Consider the following 17,151-nt stretch of genomic DNA (forward strand, 5'->3'; position numbering starts at 1 on the left):
TGACTACCCGAATGGAGATCAGCGGAAATGACGCGCTACCGCCTCCGGTGCATCAGGCACATCCATGTTGATCCTGCGCCATGCGGCCTGGGCGAAGCTGTACACCGAAAACGCGATCAGACCCAGCGCCACGATCAGCAGCACCAGACCACCGGCAGGCAGATCCTGCAAACCGTTGAGCGCATCCTTCATGCCCGGCGGGTGCATGGCCTGATAGCTAGAACCGCTTACGGCCAGTAACACCGCAATTTCGATAAACGCCACGCCGCGCGCGATCAGCCCGAAGCGCGACACCGGACGCACATATTTCATGACGTCTTCATCAGCCTCGAAATACTTCTCGAAGGAAGCCTTGTAGCCCTTGATGATATGCACAATGCCCAGCGCCAGGGGCACCAGTGCCACGACGTAGACCAGCAGGTTGGAGTGATCCCAGGACAGAAGCGTTGCCAACAGGTCCTTGGCCTGGCCACCACCCGATGAGCCACCGGAGCTCTTGAGCCCGCTGACCAGCAGCCCCAGCGCGAAAAACGCCAATGCCCCGTAAGTAAAGCCGCCCACCAGAAGACCACCACGAATCACCAGCCCCTTGAGTTCGCGGCCATGATGATCCACGTCACGCGTAGCCTGCAGCACACGCCATGCAGCGAACGCCACCAGGCCAACAATCACCAGCCCGACCAGCACACTGCCGAACGGCTGGCTCAACAAGGCTTCAAGACTGCTGTGGCTATCGGCAGGCTGCGAAGATCCCTGCGCCGCCAATACCGCGAACAGACCAATAATCAGATAAACAACACCACGGGCGGCATAACCGCCTCGTGCAAGTAGAACAAGGCCGCGTTGCGCCGACATAAATAACTATCCCTGAGAGTAATTACAGGAACAGACCCGGCATGTTCACAGGGGTTCGACCCGATTGACGGCGTGCGCACATTGCACACCGTCAATCGGCTCATGACCCTTCAGGCAAACGTGGCACCTCGCGTATTCACGAACACCGAGTAAAGTGAATGGCTGCTGGCCATGAACAGCCGATTGCCCTCTCGCCCGCCGAAGCAGACATTGGCGCAGCGCTCCGGCAAGCTGATATGGCCGATGGCCTTGCCTTGAGGGTTGAACACTCGCACGCCGTCGAGTTTCTCCATATCGGCCTTGGGATCACCGTTACCTCCCCAGCCGCACCACAAGTTGCCGCTTTCGTCGCATTTGATGCCGTCGATGGCGGCGTAGTCCAGACCTTCGATGTGCTTGCGCCGTTCGCCCAGCGTGCCATCTTCCTTGACCGCTATAGCCCAGATAAGGCCATTGGGCTTGGCCCGCCCTTCGACCACATACAAGGTTTTCTCGTCCGGCGAGAAGCACAAACCATTCGGGCCTGCCAGATCATCGATAACCCTGGAAACCTTGCCGTTCGACGGGTCTATGCGATAAACGCCGAAGGGTTGCTCCTGCTTGACCTTTTGACCTTCGTAGTTGCTTTCGGCCTGGAAGGTAGGATCGGTGAACCAGATAGACCCGTCGCGTTTGCAGGCGATGTCGTTGGGCGAATTGAAAGGCTTGCCCTCGAAGCTGTCGGCCAGCACGGTGATACGCCCGTTGTACTCGGTACGCGTCACCCGCCGTCCTTCGGTGGTGGTGCTCGACCCCTCACAGACCAGCAGCCTGCCCTGGCGATCGCGGCACATGCCATTGGAAAAGTTTGAATGCTCGCGGTACACCGACAGCTGACCCGTTACCTCGTCCCAGCGCATGATCCGATTGTTGGCGATATCGCTGACCAGCAAGTAGCGACCGTCTCCAATCCACACCGGCCCTTCGGCCCAGCGCATGCCGCTGGCCAGCTTCTCGACGCTGGCATTGAATATTCGTATTTGGGTAAAGCTGTCATCCAGAACACTGACCAATGGGTCGGGGTAGCGCTGGGTCAACGGCTGAGCGCTGGAAAGACGCGGCAATGCGCCAATGGCGGCAACCGTTGCCGAAACAGCCAGCGATTGTTTCAGGAAGCCTCTGCGGCTCTGATCGGCTTTACTGCCTGACGGAGAAAATTCCATGATGAGCATCCATTATCTTATTTTTGGGAATGCGCAAGCCTTGCGGCCACACGCCATCCTACAAGATACCGCTGGATGGCTAGAATGATGGCCGTGTGCGATCAGATAATATTAAGGGTTATCTGCCAGCTTGCTTATTTGCTGTTGACTGCCGTTCTGCTCTGAACGTATGAAGCACTTTAGCTGCAGCGCCTACAAGAAAAGTCGATGGCACCAGCACTACAAATACCATCAAGGCAAGAAGCATGAACTCTCCATCCTCGCCACCGATTATGCCCAGCGCATTTGCAGCAGAAATATACAGATCGAGGCCTGTTTCGGTTTGAAGTAGCCAGCCCAGCAGACCCAACGCGACTAGCCATTTGGTGAGCAGTATAGAAAGCACCAGAATCAGCACACTGCGAAGAACTATTTTCATTTCACATCAACGTCGGAAAGCTCAATCCAGTTTTTTAAAACTCCATCGAATGATTCGCCCGGAATACCTTCGATGTGCATAGAGGTATCAAATGCCATGTAACGATCCTTGTCCATACATTAAAAACGGCTCAACGGCCTGACTTTTCAAGCCTGAAACGCTCTTTTTAGCCCCAGCTAAAACTGCATTCCTTACCGAATATCAGGCTACATGAGCAGCGTTCGCCAGCGCCCTCATCCTGGTCCGAAAATCATGAGGGACTCATCGCAAAATAGTGTTTAACGATAAACATTCATTTGCCTGTTTTGTGGCGCGTTACGTGGCGGACATCGACGCCGGGTACCGTTTCCCATCTTATGTGCTTGATCAGTACTGCGAGCACTACCTGCATCAGGTATCGTGCTTATCTTTCCCTCTACACTCCAAGGCCTCCAATGCCATCCAGCAAACGCGAACAGGCCCAGACAGATCGGCGTCTGGTGAGCGCACTGACACACACCTGCGAAACAGCCAAAACCGAAATGCCCGGCTTTTGCTGGCTGACGCACGAAGTTGATTACGCAGCCTTCCCTGCCAGCTTGCAAGTGGTATGGGTGTTCGACACGCTGGCCGACAAGAACGCTGCGCTGGCGCGCGGGCTGGTGGAGCGGATGATCGGTCTCACGGTTGAGGCACTTGACGATGCACAGGTCGGCCTGGCAAATGTACCGGCTCATGTGCATGTCGACTGCGAAGAGCAGTGCCTGCGCGAGAACGGTGGCGACTGGCAGCAGCGTATCAAGCGCAAATACGCCAGGCGGAGTTGATATGGCCAAGGACATCGAAAACCCGTGCATTTCCGTGTGCCAGCTCAGCGGCGATCTGTGCGTGAGCTGCGGGCGTACCAAGGACGATATCCGCAAGTGGAAACGTATGAAACGTCCGGAAAAGATGGCCGCCGTGCAACGTGCCACACAGCGCATGAAAAGCCTGCAGAAAAAGAACGTGTGAAACCGAAAATTTCATCTTCGGTGCGGAAACTTCTTTAAAACGGCCCCGGTCAGTATTACCCGTGACTCGGCTACCTGGAGTCTGACGAATTACGGGAATTCCGCTCTTGGCCAGTCATGCAGATCGCCGCAACACCCTTTCACTGGATAGCCTGAATTTCTTCCTCGCCGATGTGCGTGACGGCTTGGGGCCTTACCTGGCGATCTATCTACTGGCCGTGCATAAATGGGACCCGGCCAGCATAGGCGTGGTGATGACCATCGCAGGTATTGCCGGGCTGCTGACCCAAACCCCTGCTGGCGCGCTTATCGACCGTACGCCTTACAAGCGCGCCATGATTGGCGTAGCGGCACTGCTGGTGACCCTGAGTTGCCTGATTCTGCCTTTCACTTCGTCCTTCTCGGTCGTCGCCCTGACCCAGGCGCTGAGTAGCATCGCGTCCTCGGTGTTCGCACCGGCCATCGCCGCAATCTCTCTGGGCATAACCGGGCCGAAGGCCTTTACCCGCCGCACCGGGCGCAATGAAACATTCAACCATGCGGGTAATGCCTGCGCAGCCCTGTTAGCGGGCGGCTTCGCCTACCTCTTCGGGCCTATTGCGGTGTTCTATCTGATGGCAGCGATGGCTCTGGCGAGTGTTATCGCGATCAGCTTCGTTTCTGCGGATGCCATTGACCACGACGTCGCCCGGGGTTTCGATGCGGACCACGACTCTCACGGTGCTCAGCCTTCCGGACTTGCTACGTTGCTGAGCAACAAGCCGCTGCTGCTGTTCGGCATCTGTTGCGCACTGTTCCATCTGGCCAACGCGGCCATGTTGCCACTGGTCAGTCAGAAGCTTTCGCAAATCAATATGCAGATGGCGACGCCGCTGACCTCGGCATGCATCGTCGCAGCCCAACTGGTCATGGTGCCAGCTGCGCTGCTGGTGGGGATGAAAGCGGATGACTGGGGACGCAAGCCGCTGCTGCTGGCAGGCTTTCTGATTCTGCCGATTCGTGGTGTGCTTTACACCCTGTCAGACGACCCCTACTGGCTGGTGGCGGTGCAGATGCTCGACGGCATCGGCGCCGGCATGTTCGGCGCGCTGTTTCCATTGATGGTCAAGGACCTCACTCAAGGCAGCGGACGTTTCAATGTAAGCCTCGGGGCGCTGTCCACTCTGTTTGGACTGGGCGCGGCGCTGAGCAACGGCCTGGCCGGTTTCGTGGTACATGCAGCGGGCTACAGCGCTGCGTTCCTGACCCTCGCGGGTGTGGCGGCGGCGGCGTTTTGTCTGTTGCTGGTGGCCGTACCGGAGACACTTTCACGTTCGAATAATGAACCTGAACTCAAACCTGACCACGCGGTGAGCACGTAAATCTGTTTACGCCACCCGAACCTGCCAGCCTTCGCGCTGGCAGGTCACAATAACCAGCCCGCTTCCTGCGCCCTGCATCCCGCCTATCCAGCGCCCTGCCCCGTCCCATAGACCGCTGCGGCCTGCCGACTCCCAGCCGCCAGTCGGTCCACCGTGATTAGCCACCAGCACTGGTAGGTTATGACATCGGGCATGCCCCGCGAGCAGCTCTGCATCCTGTGCATAGCCACCTGGCGAAATCAGCACGCTCGCTGCATACACCCAGGCGCCGCCTTCGGCCATACGGTGCACATGCGCAGGCTGAGTGAAATCAGCACACACGCACAGGCCAATCCGTTGCTGATCAATGGACAGATAGCAGTCCTTGTCTCCAGCACTGAACGCTTTGTCCTCACCGGGATGCAGGTATTGTTTGGCATAGGCAATGACGTCGCCGTGGGCGGTGAAGGTCAGCGCGCCGATCAGGATGCTGTCATTTGCTCCTCTGAGCGGTACGCCAATGGTGGTCACCAGGCGCAGCTTCATGGCCAACGCCTTAATCGGCTCAAGACGGGGGTCGTCCGCATGCACCGCCAGCTCTCGGGCCAGATCGGGTTCATAGCCTGTCAATGAGAGCTCGGGAAACAGCAGGTAACTGGCCCCAAGGTCAGCCGCGCGTTGCATGAAAGCGAGGTGTCCGGCGAGGTTCTGTTCGATATCTCCCCTTGCAGAGCAGAACTGAGCAACAGCGAGTATCGGAAACTTCATGGACTCTCCTGAGAACACAGTGGTGACAAGGGGAACATTATCTAACATGCGCTGCCCGGTTCACACCTGGTTACATTTTCAACCACCACCAGCGTTGTACGACGTCTTATCTTGTCTGGCAGTGAATGACATCTCATTACAATAAAAACGGAGATTCAACGCATGCCTCATACCCCGTCTCTCAAAGAAACAGCTATACCCGCCAGCGAACCTCGCCTCAAAAAACTCGCCAAACTGCTGGGCCCCGGCATTATCGCGGTGCTGTCCTGGCTGGGCGCGGGTGATCTGATCACATCGTCGGTGGCAGGTGCCAGTTATGGCTACGCCATGATGTGGGTGCTGGCGATTTCGCTGTTGCTCAGGTTCCTGATCGTCAACATCATTGCCCGCTTCCAGCTCTGCAATAACCAGGGCATGACCATTCTGCAGGGCTATGCGCAACTGCATCCGCTGTTTGCCTGGTTCATGCTGGGCTACGCGTTGTTGATGGGCCATCTGATCAACGCCTACATGATCAAGGGTGCCGGTGAAGCGCTTGCCATGTTGCTACATATCAATCAGCCGTTGCTCTGCTCGGTTGCGGTGGTAATCGCCGTATGGCTGCTGGTGGGACGCAATATCTACACGATGATCGAAGGCGTCATGAAGGTGTTGCTGGCAATCATGACCCTGGCGTTTCTTACCCTGGCAATCATGTCCGGTCCGGATGTCAGCGGTATCATCAAGGGCACTATCGGTTTCAGCATTCCGCCCGATGAAGGCGTGCACGGGGCGCTGCTGGTGGCTGTCTCTGTGATCGGTGCCGTAGCCGGCTCCATCGCCAACTTCGTCCACCCTTACGTGATGCGTGAAAAAGGCTGGACCGGCCCCGAGCACAAACGCATCCAGCGCAACGACCTGCTGTTCGCCGTGATCGTCGGCATTATCATCAACCTGGCCATCTGGGTTGTAGGCGTCGAAATTCTCCGGCCCAACGGTATTCAGGTGAATACGCTGGCTGATCTGGGCAAGGCGCTGGAGATATTCTTCGGCCCGCTGGGCTGGTACATCTTCTTCATCGGCGTGTTCGCCACGCTGTTTGCCAGTATTTCCGGCAAGACCACCGCCTTCCCGATGCTGATCACCGATGCCTTCCAGCACATTCGCCCGAAGCGCCGCGAACGCTACGGCAAGGTGTTCCACAACGACCCGATGCACAAATGGTTCATGCTGTTCATCCTGGTCACCCCGCTGATCTGGTCGCTGCCCGGCATGCCGGACTTCGTGACCCTGACGCTGGGCGTCAACGCACTGAATATCGTGGGGCTGCCGGTCATCTCGCTGGGGCTGCTGATCATGTCCAATCAGAAGTCGCTGTTGAGCAAGGAATACCGCAACAACTGGTTCGAGAACATTGCGCTGACCTTTGCGACCGGACTGGCCTTGTGGGTGGCGTTTCAGCTGGGGACAGAGTTGCTTGCCTGAGCAGATAGAACGCTGCATGTGCGCTGAATAAACCGTCCGCGAGTCCATTTCCGTCCATGGAAATGGACTCGGTTTCAGTGATTGAATCTTCCCCCTGCCTCAAACCCTGCCCTCACGCGTCAGGCTCCTGCTGATGGATACAACTGTCGCATCCTGCCAAAAACAAACAGAAATAATTCTCAAAGGAGATGTTATATTGTATCTATTATCATCAGGAAGTCTCACATGTCGTCTCGTAGAATCGCGTCTCTGGCAGGCTTGGCAATCGGGGTTTTTGGCAATACCGGCTATGCGGAGGAACATCCGCAAACCATTGAGCTGGAGAGCGTTAACGTAACCTCCGACTATCAGTACGAGACGGCCACCAGCCCGGTTCAGGGCTATCGCGCTACGCGTTCGGCCACCGCCACCAAAACCGATACCGCCATTCAGGAAATCCCGCAGTCGATCAGCGTAGTGCCCGCTTCGGTGCTCAAGGACCTGGGCAGTAACAGTGTCGAGCGCGCGCTTGAGTTTGCCGGGGGCGTGTCGAAACAAAACAACTTCGGTGGCCTGACGCTCTACGAATACAGCATCCGCGGCTTCACTACCTCCGAATTCTACAAGGACGGCTTCAGCGCCAACCGCGGCTACCCTGCCACACCGGATGCCGCCAACATCGAGCGTATCGAAGTGCTCAAGGGTCCCGCTGCCAGTCTGTATGGCCGTGGCGACCCAGGCGGGACGGTAAACATTGTCACTAAAAAACCCCAGCGCGAAGCCTTCACCACCCTGCAGACCAGCGCGGGTAGCTGGGATCGCTATCGCACCGCACTGGATGTCAACACACCGCTGGATGAGGAAGGCAGGCTGCTGTCGCGTGTCAATCTGGCCGTCGAAGACAACAACAGCTTTCGTGACCATGTCGAAAGCAAGCGGGTCTTCGTCGCCCCCTCATTCAGTTGGCAGTTGAACCCCGACACCAGTCTGTTGGTGGAAACCGAGTTCGTGCGGCAGACATCGACTTTTGACCGGGGCGTGGTCGCACCCAACAATAAATGGAGTGGCGTGTCCCGTTCGACCTTCCTCGGTGAACCGGATGACGACATCGACAATGACAACAACATGGTTCAGTTTGCCCTCGACCATCAACTCAGTGATGTGTGGTCGCTGCGCCTGGCCAGCCACTACAAGCAAGGCGAAATGTCAGGGTTTGCCAGCGAGGCGCGCCCATTGAATGCCGACGGCCGCACCGTCAACCGTCGTTACCGCGAACGCGACAACAACTGGCACGACAGCATCACCCAGCTGGAATTGCGCGGTCATTTCGACGCGATCGGTCTGGAGCACGAAGTGCTGATCGGCACCGAATACGAGAATTACCGCAAGAACGAGCGTGTGACTACCATTGCAGGCAGCCCATACGCCATCGACATCTACAAGCCGGTGTATGGCCAGCCGAAACCCAATGGCGCGCGTTCCGGCACTGATTTCTACGAGCACATTGAAAGCCGTGCGCTGAACCTGCAGGACCAGATTGTCTTTACCGACAAGCTGCGCGGGATGATCGGCGCGCGCTACGAACACTTCGATCAACAGATCAATGACTTCACCACCAATGCCACCTCCGGGCAGCGTCACGACGCGTTCACCCAGCGCGCCGGGCTGCTTTATCAGCTCACACCGCAGGTTGGCCTGTTCGCCAACGCATCCACCTCGTTCAAGCCGAACAATGGTCTGGACGCCGCCGGCAAAACCTTCGACCCGGAAGAAGGCATCGGTTATGAGGCCGGGATCAAGAGCGAACTGTTCGACAACCGCCTGAGCACCACCCTCGCCGCCTTCCACATAGAAAAGGAAAACGTTCTGGCCCTGGACCCGGGCACCGACACCAATCGCGCCGTGGGCAAGGCCCGCAGCCAGGGTTTCGACCTGCAATTCACCGGACAAATCACTGACGCGGTGCGGATCATCGGAGCATTCGCCTACATTGATGCCGAAGTCACCAAGGGCGACCGGACCATCCCGGCAGGCAGTCGCATCCTCGGGGTCGCCAAACACAGTGGCAGCCTGTTGAGCGTCTATGAATTTCAGGAAGGCGTATTGCGCGGTTCGGACGTGGGCGCGGCATATACCTACGTCGGCGATCGCTCCGGCCAGTCCGGCACCGACTTCGAGCTGCCGGCCTACCAGACCGTCGACCTGCTGGCTCACTATAAAGCCAGCGAGAACGTGACAGTGGGCTTGAACCTCAACAACATTTTCGATGAAAAATACTACGAGCGCTCCTACAGCAATTACTGGGTCGCGCCCGGCGAACCGCGTAACTTTACGGTCAGCCTGACACTCGGCCTCTGACTCCTGTAACCCTCGCTTCACAACAATAAGGATGCACCATGCTGTCAACAAAACCTTTCGTGGCCCTGGGCCTGCTCGGCGCATTGTTCGCCAGTCAAGTGAACGCACACGGCCTGTGGACCGAACAGCGGCGCGGCAATATCGAGGTGGTCTACGGTCATGGCGCGGAAGACAACGCGTTCAAAGCGCAAAAAGTCAGCGGCGCATGGGCGTATGACCAGCAGGGCAAAATGATCCCGGTGACGGTACAACGCCTTGAGGATCACGCGCGACTGGTGCCGCTCAAGCCGCCCGCCGTGATGACGGTGGCGCTGGATAACGGCATGTGGACACGCAACGCCGAGAAAAAGTGGATCAACGAAGGCCGTAGCAAAGTGCCCAATGGCACCGACTCGATTCATACCTTCAAGTATAGCGTGGCAATCTACGCAGAAGACGCGCACCTACCCTCGTTCAGCAAACTGAATTTTGTGATCGTGCCACAGGCTGATCCATTGAAAGTCGGGGTTGGCAAACCCTTACCGGTACGCGTACTGATCGACGGCAAACCCGCCGCCGGTATCAAGCTGATCGGCGATTACCGCAGCGCACCGGATGTCGTCAGCGCCGAAACCGACGCCCAGGGCCTGGCCAGCGTCATCGTGCGCAACGAAGGGCTGAATATCATCGCTGCCGAGGTCACGCTACCCGTCAAGGACAACGCCGACATCGCCGAACGCGGCTTGTTTACCTCGCTGACGTTTGTCGGTGAGGCGCATCACGACTGATGACGCGCAGTAGCAAATTGCTTCTATTCAGGTACGCAAGGTATCTTCGGCCGACGTTGCCGAAGAACCTTGCTGGTCAAACTTTGCGCGTACCTGCTCGTGCTCGCCCTTGCAGAAAAGCACCTCCAGTTGCGGCTTCAATGAGTGGCCGAGTTTGGTCAGTTCATAGTCAACGCGTGGTGGTGCGGTTGGGGATACCGTGCGAGATGAAGCCTCACAGCGCCGCGGCCATATAGCGACGCGCAATAACGATAGTGCCCTTGCTTAACAAACGAGCCTTTTTAATCCCGTCAAAAGAGACGAGTGACCTCGCCAACGCCATATTAGCTGATACGCTAACCAAGGTATGCGACATCCGGCCATCTCATTGACTCGCTTGCGTACCGTCACTAAGACGGCTCAAGCCGGACGTAAAGCGTGCGCAACTTTTCATTAAGTTCGAGCTTATGCGCTCAGGCAGAAGCTGAAACTAACGATGCTGTCTATACGTGCGTAAATCCCTATCGGCAAACGCTTATAAAGCCTCTATTTATGACACACGCTAAAATTGGCCTTGCCCCACGATGCGGCTCATAACCTGATCCTTTTGCTGTTCCCTGCTTCAAGATGCTTCAATTAATTAATGCATCCCTGATTGACAGTGAAAATGACTTATGACGGCTTCCCTGCACCAATACACGCCTTCTCTAGCAGTCATTGATCCGCGCAGCCTGGCTGTGCGTAACATTGCTTACTATCGACGGGATGCCAAGGAGGTTATCGTTGCGCGAGTCCAGCGCCATGTGTTCAATACCTATGGTCATTTAAGCCAACAGTGGGACCCGCGTTTGCTTGATTCGGGTGAGATTGAAATTCAACCCACCCAAACCGCGCGTTATAGCCTTAGTGGGCAAGCGTTGCAAACGGAGAGCGTCGATGCGGGTTGGCGGGTTGCCTGCCATGACGCTGCGGGGGTGTTGTATGAAAGCTGGGACGGGCGCGGTACCTGCCTGCGTTATGCCTACGATGAACTTATGCGCCCTGTCAGCGTGTTTGAGCAATTCTCTTGGGATGCCCCGCTGCTTTGTGTAGAGCGTTTTACCTATGCGGGATCCGGCGAGGAAGACGCCCATAACAACCGTTGTGGCCAACTGATTCGCCATGATGATCAGGCGGGCAGTTTATCGCGTGAGCATTTTGGCGTATTGGCCCAGCCGCTCACCGAAGTCCGCCGCTTCTGCAAATCGCTGGCGGCCCCGATCTGGCCTGAGTCAGCAGATGATTTAGAAATCGACACCTACGCCACCTGCTGGCGTCACGATGCCTTAGGCGCTGTCATCGAGCAAAAGGATGCCCTCGATCACGTACAGCGTTTCGAGGTCAATGTCACAGGCGGGGCCCGTGCTTCCTGGCTTGACGGCACGGTGTTACTCAAACGCGCCACTTACAATGCTTTCGGCGACGTAGAGATCGAACAGGCAGGCAATGATGTGATCACGACGGCTTATTACTCGCCAGTGAGCGGCGTGCTGTGCAGCCTCAAGGCCGAAAGTCCAAGTGGCAAAATGCTGCAGGACTTGCATTACCAGTACGACCCGGTGGGTAATATCGAGCAAGTTGAAGACCTCGCGCAGCCGGTACAGTGGGATACTCAGCAGCGTATCCAGGCGGTGAGTACGTATACCTACGACACGCTCTATCAATTGATCAGCGCGACGGGGCGGGAAAGTGCCACTTACACCATCGGCCCGGACCTGCCAGGGCTGAAAGTCTTTGGCGCAGCGGATGACAGCCGTTGGCGCAATTACCGCCAAACCTATAGCTATGACAGCGGTGGCAACCTGACCCGGCTCAGGCACAACGCCGGAGTGCGCAACACCTATACGCGCGAAATGGTAGTCGACCCACGCAGCAACCGCAGTGTGTACAAGGACGGTTCACCTATAGATTTCGCCAAAGCATTTGATGCCAACGGTAACCAACAGAACTTGTCACCGGGTCAGGTCATGCAGTGGGATACCCGCAACCACTTGCGCAACGTCACCCAGGTACAGCGCGATGCGCCGGATGGCCAGGACGATGATGTCGAAACCTATGTCTATGACGGCGGCGGCCAGCGAGTGCGCAAAGTGCGCCGCGCCAAAACCCTTGGCACAGAGCAGGTGAGCGAAGTGCGTTACCTCCCAGGGCTTGAGATTCGCACACGTACATCAGGTGAAACGTTACATGCCGTCATTGCCCAGGCAGGACGTAATAGTGTGCACTGGTTGCATTGGGAAAACGGGTTACGTAAAGGCATTGATAACGACCAAGTGCGTTACAGCCTCAGCGATTCTGTGGGCAGCCATACACTGGAACTGAATCAACAGGCCGAATTAATCAGTCAGGAAAGCTATTATCCTTACGGCGGTACGGCATGGTGGGCTGCGAAAAATGCAATCGAAGCGACCTACAAAACGGTCCGTTACTCGGGTAAAGAGCGGGACGCGACGGGCTTGTATTACTACGGGTTCAGGTATTATGCGCCGTGGCTGCAGAGGTGGATCAGCCCTGATCCTGCAGGAGATGCTGACGGACTGAACCGGTACAGGATGGTGCGCAATAATCCCGTTACCTACCATGACACTGACGGTCTCATAGCGACAAGAACGCATTTTGATGAAAAAGATATTGAAGGATTCAGTTCAGTTTTTCAGAGTATAAAAGAAGGGCTTTCTGCAGCGGGCCTGTCGGCGGAAGAAACAGTATTTGTCATGGTTGGCCGTTCACCGCAAGCCTTGGGAGAATATATCAGCGCCTCGGGCTTCGACACCGCACTGTTGCAGGTGTCAGGGTTAGGTAACATGAAAAAAATGCCGGAAATCAGCGAACTCGGCGAGGTGGAAAGGACTAACAGGAATAACTACCTGGATGGGAGTCTCGGAGAAGCGTTTTCTCAGCATAAAAATGCGGTACTGCTGGACTACTCGGTGACGGGAAGCAGCATTATGGAAACGCACAAGATGCTCACGCAACATTTTGGCAGCGAACGCACAACGATCAAAATGGCGACTATATCCAGGTTTTTAAACGACGATGATCTTAGCGCTAGTGAAGCGGCGAGCTTTCATCATCCCGACAACCTCTTATATGACACACCCCGTGGAAAAGCACGTCTTGACTATAAAAACAGAGGGGTTATGCGACTGATAAAAATCTTGCATAACGAGATTGACAAGGGCTTAAGCTACACCGAAAAATTCCACTTCACAAACATCGACTCGGGCGAAACAGCCGGCATCCTGGAAGACAAAAAATCCAGACTCAATGGCATGATGACAAGTGCAATACATCAGCACAAGGCTATAAGCTATACCGATATCAAAGACCGTAACAGAAGAAGATTTACACCCATGGTAAAAAACATGCACCCCCACTATTCGAGCCCAGATGATTATATAGCTTCTTACAACTTCAAAAGGACCTACACCGGGTCGTTTTTACATGGCATAAAAAAAGCAGTTACGGGGTACCGCTCCTAGGTTCTGTACAGGAACTCGGTGGGCGAAGGCAAGGCAAGCAGGCGAGGAACGGTCGGCGTAGCGTTCGACGCTATGGGTTGGGGATGAGCATTACGATCGGACTCGCGCACGAGCCTGCTTTTAACTCAGCGTCACCGAGCGCTGCCGCTTCCTCAGCGAATGGCCAGCGCCGATCTCGCAGAGCGTGGCTTGTTTACCTCGCTGACCTTTGTAGGCGTTGCGCATCACAAATGACCTCCCTATTCCTGCTGGTACACGCCTGCCTCAAGCGTTTTCTGTCTGATGGCAAGCGAAACCAGGACCCCAGCCCTCACTGCCCCACCCATCCACATTCCCTCGAGTAAACAAAGTTTCCAGAAACCTCTGGACGCTGCTTTTCCTTTCGCCTATAAAACAGCCTTCAAGAATATTAAATTCCTGTAGAGAATTTTATTCGCCACTCAGAAAACCTCTGTATCTGACTTTTTGCCCCCTTTGCCGAGCTGCCGCCCTATTCCAGAGGACAAGCCATGCAACACGAGAAGAACCATTTCATCCTGAAGATCAGCTGCCCGGCGACCTCCGGCATTGTCGCGGCAGTGGCTTCATGCCTGGCTGGCAACGGCTGCTATATCGGTGAAATGGCCCAGTTCGACGACGAGTACAGCGGCACCTTTTTCATGCGTGCAGTGTTTCGTTTCAACGATGGTCACGACGGCGACATCCAGCAGCTGAAAACCGGTTTCGATGTGGTGGCCAAAGACTTCGCCATGCAGTGGGAACTGCATGACACACGTCGCCCGATGCGCGTTTTGTTGATGGTCAGCAAGTTCGATCACTGCCTGACGGACCTGCTGTACCGCTACCACAAGGGGGAAATGGACATGACCATCACCGCCATTGTGTCGAACCACCTGGATTTGCGGCCGATGGCCGAGCGGGAAGGCATTCGTTTCATTTACCTGCCTGTGAGTAAAGAAACCAAGGCGGCGCAGGAAGCTGCGCTGATGAAGGTGGTCGACGAAACCGGCACCGAACTGGTGGTGCTGGCGCGCTACATGCAGATTCTCTCCGACGACCTGTGCAAGCAACTGGCGGGGCGGGCCATCAACATTCATCACTCGTTTCTGCCGGGTTTCAAGGGTGCCAAGCCGTATCACCAGGCTTATGAGCGCGGCGTGAAACTGATCGGCGCCACTGCGCATTACGTCACCAGCGACCTGGACGAAGGCCCGATCATCGAGCAGGAAGTGCAGCGTGTCGATCACGTCTACCTGCCTGAAGACCTGGTCGCAGCAGGCCGTAACAACGAAACCATCGCGCTGTCTCGGGCAGTCAAGTACCACCTTGAGCATCGGGTGTTTCTCAACACTGACCGAACGGTGATCTTCCGATGAGCGCGCGCATCATCGATGGCAAGGCCGCCGCCGCTCGTGTTCTGGAACAGGTCAGAAACGACGTGAAAACCTTGAAAGCCGACGGCATCGAACCGGCACTGGCGGTCATTCTGGTCGGTAACGACCCGGCCAGTGAGGTGTATGTGCGCAACAAGATCCTGCGCGCCGAGGAAGCAGGCATTCGTTCGCTGGAGCACCGCCTGCCTGCCAAGAGTAGCCAGCAACAGGTGCTGGCGCTGATTGCCGAACTGAACGCCGATGACTCGGTAAACGGCATCCTGCTGCAACTGCCACTGCCGCCGCACATTGAAGAAGCCCGCGCCTTGCAGGCCATTGGCCCGGGCAAGGACGTCGATGGCTTTCACAGTGAAAACGTCGGTGGTCTCAGCCAGGGACGCAGCGTACTGACGCCCTGCACGCCCAGCGGCTGCATGCACTTGCTTGAAGAGACCTGCGGCGATCTGAGCGGCAAACATGCGGTGGTTATCGGTCGCTCCAATATCGTCGGCAAACCGATGGCCGCCCTGCTGTTGCAAGCGCATTGCTCGGTGACAGTGGTGCATTCGCGCAGTGCCGATGCCAAGGCCTTGTGCCAACTGGCAGACATCGTCGTCGCAGCAGTGGGTCGTCCGCGCATGATCGACGCCAGCTGGCTCAAGCCCGGCGCAGTGGTGATCGATGTCGGCATCAACCGCATCGAGGATCAAGGCCGCAGCCGCCTGGTGGGCGATGTCGATTTCGACAGCGCCCTGAGCGTGGCTTCTGCCATCACGCCGGTACCCGGTGGCGTCGGACCGATGACCATCGCTTTTCTGATGAAAAACACAGTGACTGCTGCCAGGCAGCAAGCCCTCGCACAGCGCAGCCAATCGGAGGCCGTATGCCTTTCAACCTATTGAAATACGGGCTCAGCCCGGAGTATCCGGTCGAGGTGGATCTGCCTGCGCCCAAGGAGCTCAAGCCTTCCTACGACGTGGTGATCATCGGCGGCGGTGGTCATGGGCTGGCGACCGCGTACTACCTGTCGAAATACCACGGCATCACCAATATCGCAGTGCTGGAAAAAGGCTATCTGGGCGGCGGCAACACGGCGCGCAACACTGCGGTTATCCGCTCCAACTACCTGACCAGTGAAGGCGTGAAGTTCTATGCCGAGTCGGTAAAAATGTTTCAGGGCCTGTCCAACGAATTCGACTTCAACATCATGTATTCGGAGCGCGGCCAGCTGACCCTCGCGCATACCGACGCCACCGTACGCTCGTTCCGTCAGCGCGCCGAGGTCAACAAGCATTTCGGCGGCCGCACCGAAATGATCGACCGCCAGCAGATCCGCGAACTGGTGCCGAGCCTCAATCTGGACCCCGGCCATCTGCCGGTGCTCGCGGGCCTGTGGCATATCGACGGTGGCACTGCACGCCACGACGCTGTGGCTTGGGGCTATGCCAAACAGGCGGCCAAGCGCGGCGTCGAGATTCATCAACTGACCGAAGTGCAGGAACTGGTGATCGAGAATGGCGCCATCACCGCAGTGAAAACCAATCGCGGCACTATCCAGTGCGGTTGCGCCGTGCAGGCAGTCGCGGGCATGAGTTCGCAGATGATGAAAAAGGCCGGAATTCGCTCACCGATACAGACTTTCCCGCTGCAAGCGATGGTCACTCAACCCTTCAAGCCGTTCCTCGACCCATTGGTGAGTTCGTCCGCCCTGCACTGTTATGTCCAGCAGACCAGCCGTGGTGAGGTGGTGTTTGGCGGCGGCTCGGACCCGTATCCGCTGTTCAACACGCGCTCGACGCTGGACCTCAAGGAAAGCCTGCTGGCCCACGCCATCGAGATGTTTCCGTTTCTGGCCAACGCCAAATTGATGCGTCAGTGGGCCGGAATCACCGACATGACCCCGGACTACAGCCCGATCATGGGCCTCTCGCCGGTCAGGAATTATTACCTGGACGCAGGCTGGGGCACCTGGGGCTTCAAGGCAACGCCAATCTGCGGCAAGACCATGGCCGAACTGGTGGCCAGTGGCGGCAAGGTGCCCGAGTTGATCAGGCCATTCGCGCTGGACCGCTTCTCGACCTTCCAGCAAGTCAACGAAATGGGCGCGACAGCGGCCAGCCACTGACGGAGAGCGACAC

At 56.8% G+C, this 17,151-nt stretch carries 15 protein-coding genes; 10 read left to right on the forward strand and 5 right to left on the reverse strand.

Annotated features, from left to right (window positions below):
• Positions 1-18: 18 nt before the first annotated feature.
• The 3 genes from RYB09_RS00610 to RYB09_RS00620 form a co-directional block, all read right to left on the reverse strand.
• The gene (locus RYB09_RS00610) at positions 19-855 is read right to left on the reverse strand and encodes a DUF1206 domain-containing protein (RefSeq protein ID WP_316887116.1); all 837 of its coding nucleotides are present in this window, start codon (positions 853-855) and stop codon (positions 19-21) included.
• Between the two features lie 110 nt (positions 856-965).
• A complete protein-coding gene (locus RYB09_RS00615; protein WP_316887117.1) occupies positions 966-2,057 on the reverse strand; it encodes an SMP-30/gluconolactonase/LRE family protein in 1,092 nt (363 codons plus the stop codon).
• Positions 2,058-2,175: 118 nt separating this feature from the next.
• The gene (locus RYB09_RS00620; RefSeq protein WP_316887118.1) at positions 2,176-2,475 is read right to left on the reverse strand and encodes a hypothetical protein; all 300 of its coding nucleotides are present in this window, start codon (positions 2,473-2,475) and stop codon (positions 2,176-2,178) included.
• A 434-nt stretch (positions 2,476-2,909) separates the two neighbouring features.
• Between RYB09_RS00620 and RYB09_RS00625 the strand changes: the two genes are divergently transcribed.
• The 3 genes from RYB09_RS00625 to RYB09_RS00635 all read left to right on the forward strand — a co-directional run bounded on the left by RYB09_RS00625 (position 2,910) and on the right by RYB09_RS00635 (position 4,825).
• The gene (locus tag RYB09_RS00625) at positions 2,910-3,281 is read left to right on the forward strand and encodes a hypothetical protein (protein ID WP_316887119.1); all 372 of its coding nucleotides are present in this window, start codon (positions 2,910-2,912) and stop codon (positions 3,279-3,281) included.
• Position 3,282: 1 nt separating this feature from the next.
• Positions 3,283-3,465, forward strand: coding sequence for a DUF1289 domain-containing protein (locus tag RYB09_RS00630; protein WP_004665593.1), 183 nt, complete (start codon positions 3,283-3,285; stop codon positions 3,463-3,465).
• Between the two features lie 106 nt (positions 3,466-3,571).
• The gene (locus tag RYB09_RS00635) at positions 3,572-4,825 is read left to right on the forward strand and encodes an MFS transporter (RefSeq protein WP_316887120.1); all 1,254 of its coding nucleotides are present in this window, start codon (positions 3,572-3,574) and stop codon (positions 4,823-4,825) included.
• 6 nt (positions 4,826-4,831) lie between these two features.
• Here the strand turns inward: RYB09_RS00635 and RYB09_RS00640 are convergent, their stop codons facing one another.
• Positions 4,832-5,572 carry a carbon-nitrogen hydrolase family protein gene (locus RYB09_RS00640; RefSeq protein ID WP_316887121.1) on the reverse strand — a complete coding sequence of 247 codons (741 nt, stop codon included), beginning with the start codon at positions 5,570-5,572 and terminating at the stop codon, positions 4,832-4,834.
• 162 nt (positions 5,573-5,734) lie between these two features.
• Between RYB09_RS00640 and RYB09_RS00645 the strand changes: the two genes are divergently transcribed.
• The 3 genes from RYB09_RS00645 to RYB09_RS00655 all read left to right on the forward strand — a co-directional run bounded on the left by RYB09_RS00645 (position 5,735) and on the right by RYB09_RS00655 (position 10,140).
• Positions 5,735-7,036 carry an Nramp family divalent metal transporter gene (locus RYB09_RS00645; RefSeq protein WP_058400245.1) on the forward strand — a complete coding sequence of 434 codons (1,302 nt, stop codon included), beginning with the start codon at positions 5,735-5,737 and terminating at the stop codon, positions 7,034-7,036.
• 225 nt (positions 7,037-7,261) lie between these two features.
• The gene (locus tag RYB09_RS00650) at positions 7,262-9,373 is read left to right on the forward strand and encodes a TonB-dependent siderophore receptor (RefSeq protein WP_316887122.1); all 2,112 of its coding nucleotides are present in this window, start codon (positions 7,262-7,264) and stop codon (positions 9,371-9,373) included.
• Positions 9,374-9,411: 38 nt separating this feature from the next.
• Complete coding sequence (locus RYB09_RS00655; RefSeq protein ID WP_122281705.1) at positions 9,412-10,140, forward strand: DUF4198 domain-containing protein; 729 nt, start codon at positions 9,412-9,414, stop codon at positions 10,138-10,140.
• A gap of 27 nt (positions 10,141-10,167) precedes the next feature.
• On the opposite strand, the gene RYB09_RS00660 is transcribed toward RYB09_RS00655, so the two are convergent.
• Entirely contained in the window at positions 10,168-10,386 is a 219-nt protein-coding gene (locus RYB09_RS00660) for a winged helix-turn-helix transcriptional regulator (RefSeq protein ID WP_080394833.1), read from the reverse strand.
• A 407-nt stretch (positions 10,387-10,793) separates the two neighbouring features.
• On the opposite strand from RYB09_RS00660, the gene RYB09_RS00665 reads away from it, so the two are divergent.
• The 4 genes from RYB09_RS00665 to RYB09_RS00680 all read left to right on the forward strand — a co-directional run bounded on the left by RYB09_RS00665 (position 10,794) and on the right by RYB09_RS00680 (position 17,138).
• Positions 10,794-13,640 (forward strand): RHS repeat-associated core domain-containing protein, encoded by a 2,847-nt coding sequence (locus tag RYB09_RS00665; RefSeq protein ID WP_316887123.1) that lies wholly within the window; start codon positions 10,794-10,796, stop codon positions 13,638-13,640.
• 509 nt (positions 13,641-14,149) lie between these two features.
• The gene (gene purU / locus RYB09_RS00670; protein WP_004658059.1) at positions 14,150-15,016 is read left to right on the forward strand and encodes a formyltetrahydrofolate deformylase; all 867 of its coding nucleotides are present in this window, start codon (positions 14,150-14,152) and stop codon (positions 15,014-15,016) included.
• Positions 15,013-15,915 carry a bifunctional methylenetetrahydrofolate dehydrogenase/methenyltetrahydrofolate cyclohydrolase FolD gene (folD, locus tag RYB09_RS00675; RefSeq protein WP_316887124.1) on the forward strand — a complete coding sequence of 301 codons (903 nt, stop codon included), beginning with the start codon at positions 15,013-15,015 and terminating at the stop codon, positions 15,913-15,915. Before purU ends, folD begins: the two co-directional genes overlap by 4 nt.
• Positions 15,897-17,138: an FAD-dependent oxidoreductase gene (locus tag RYB09_RS00680; RefSeq protein ID WP_058407580.1), complete on the forward strand. Its 1,242-nt coding sequence runs from the start codon at positions 15,897-15,899 to the stop codon at positions 17,136-17,138. The genes folD and RYB09_RS00680 overlap by 19 nt, the downstream gene beginning before the upstream one ends.
• The last annotated feature ends 13 nt before the right edge of the window (positions 17,139-17,151 follow it).

Origin of the sequence: Pseudomonas syringae group sp. J254-4, from assembly GCF_032586855.1 — a bacterium.
In the GTDB taxonomy this organism is placed as follows: Bacteria; Pseudomonadota; Gammaproteobacteria; order Pseudomonadales; family Pseudomonadaceae; genus Aquipseudomonas; species Aquipseudomonas amygdali.

What these genes read in the sequence shown, in the direction of transcription:
- folD (WP_316887124.1), top strand. Translation starts at nt 15,013, where the DNA reads ATGAGCGCGCGCATCATCGATGGCAAGGCCGCCGCCGCTCGTGTTCTG.
- RYB09_RS00680 (WP_058407580.1), top strand. Translation starts at nt 15,897, where the DNA reads ATGCCTTTCAACCTATTGAAATACGGGCTCAGCCCGGAGTATCCGGTC.
- RYB09_RS00655 (WP_122281705.1), top strand. Translation starts at nt 9,412, where the DNA reads ATGCTGTCAACAAAACCTTTCGTGGCCCTGGGCCTGCTCGGCGCATTG.
- RYB09_RS00665 (WP_316887123.1), top strand. Translation starts at nt 10,794, where the DNA reads ATGACGGCTTCCCTGCACCAATACACGCCTTCTCTAGCAGTCATTGAT.
- RYB09_RS00630 (WP_004665593.1), top strand. Translation starts at nt 3,283, where the DNA reads ATGGCCAAGGACATCGAAAACCCGTGCATTTCCGTGTGCCAGCTCAGC.
- RYB09_RS00640 (WP_316887121.1), bottom strand. Translation starts at nt 5,572, where the DNA reads ATGAAGTTTCCGATACTCGCTGTTGCTCAGTTCTGCTCTGCAAGGGGA.
- RYB09_RS00650 (WP_316887122.1), top strand. Translation starts at nt 7,262, where the DNA reads ATGTCGTCTCGTAGAATCGCGTCTCTGGCAGGCTTGGCAATCGGGGTT.
- RYB09_RS00610 (WP_316887116.1), bottom strand. Translation starts at nt 855, where the DNA reads ATGTCGGCGCAACGCGGCCTTGTTCTACTTGCACGAGGCGGTTATGCC.
- RYB09_RS00625 (WP_316887119.1), top strand. Translation starts at nt 2,910, where the DNA reads ATGCCATCCAGCAAACGCGAACAGGCCCAGACAGATCGGCGTCTGGTG.
- RYB09_RS00615 (WP_316887117.1), bottom strand. Translation starts at nt 2,057, where the DNA reads ATGGAATTTTCTCCGTCAGGCAGTAAAGCCGATCAGAGCCGCAGAGGC.
- RYB09_RS00620 (WP_316887118.1), bottom strand. Translation starts at nt 2,475, where the DNA reads ATGAAAATAGTTCTTCGCAGTGTGCTGATTCTGGTGCTTTCTATACTG.
- purU (WP_004658059.1), top strand. Translation starts at nt 14,150, where the DNA reads ATGCAACACGAGAAGAACCATTTCATCCTGAAGATCAGCTGCCCGGCG.
- RYB09_RS00645 (WP_058400245.1), top strand. Translation starts at nt 5,735, where the DNA reads ATGCCTCATACCCCGTCTCTCAAAGAAACAGCTATACCCGCCAGCGAA.